This is a genomic window from Brucella grignonensis, assembly GCF_002252505.1.
Lineage (GTDB): Bacteria > Pseudomonadota > Alphaproteobacteria > Rhizobiales > Rhizobiaceae > Brucella > Brucella grignonensis.
In genome coordinates this window covers 1-392 of the sequence record NZ_NNRL01000091.1, presented here as the reverse complement: position 1 = coordinate 392, position 392 = coordinate 1, and the positions used below count along the sequence as shown (strand labels likewise).

The following is a 392-nucleotide window of genomic DNA, read 5'->3' as shown; positions in this document are numbered from 1 at the left end:
GGGCCACCAAGGCAGTTGCGGCAGCTTCACTCGCTCTTCGCGGCGACGGCTCGCACTACATGCCCCTCGATAACTGCATCGAAGCGATGCGTCAGACCGGCGAGGAGATGAGTGCCAAGTTCAAGGAAACCCTCCTGGGGGGGTTGGCCGTAAACCTGCCTGAGTGCTGTCCGTCGCCAGACCCTCCCGGAGGACGGGATGTGTCTTGCCCTCCGATGGCGTTGCCCCGACGAGATCGACCTGGAAGGTCGTCGCGCCCGATCGCCGGCGTAGATCTCAAGCCATGACGGCCGTGCAAGATGAAAACCGAGAAAAGCGTGGATTTTCAACTTGCTCTGATCCTTTATCTGGTGTAGCCTAGGGCAGCAAGCAGCTCGTGATGCTGCACCGGC

At 61.0% G+C, this 392-nt stretch carries 1 pseudogene; it reads left to right on the top strand.

Annotated elements, in window-relative coordinates:
- Window positions 1-167 (top strand): annotated as a pseudogene (locus CEV33_RS01280) (L-serine ammonia-lyase, iron-sulfur-dependent, subunit alpha); the annotation flags it as partial.
- Between the last annotated feature and the right edge of the window lie 225 nt (window positions 168-392).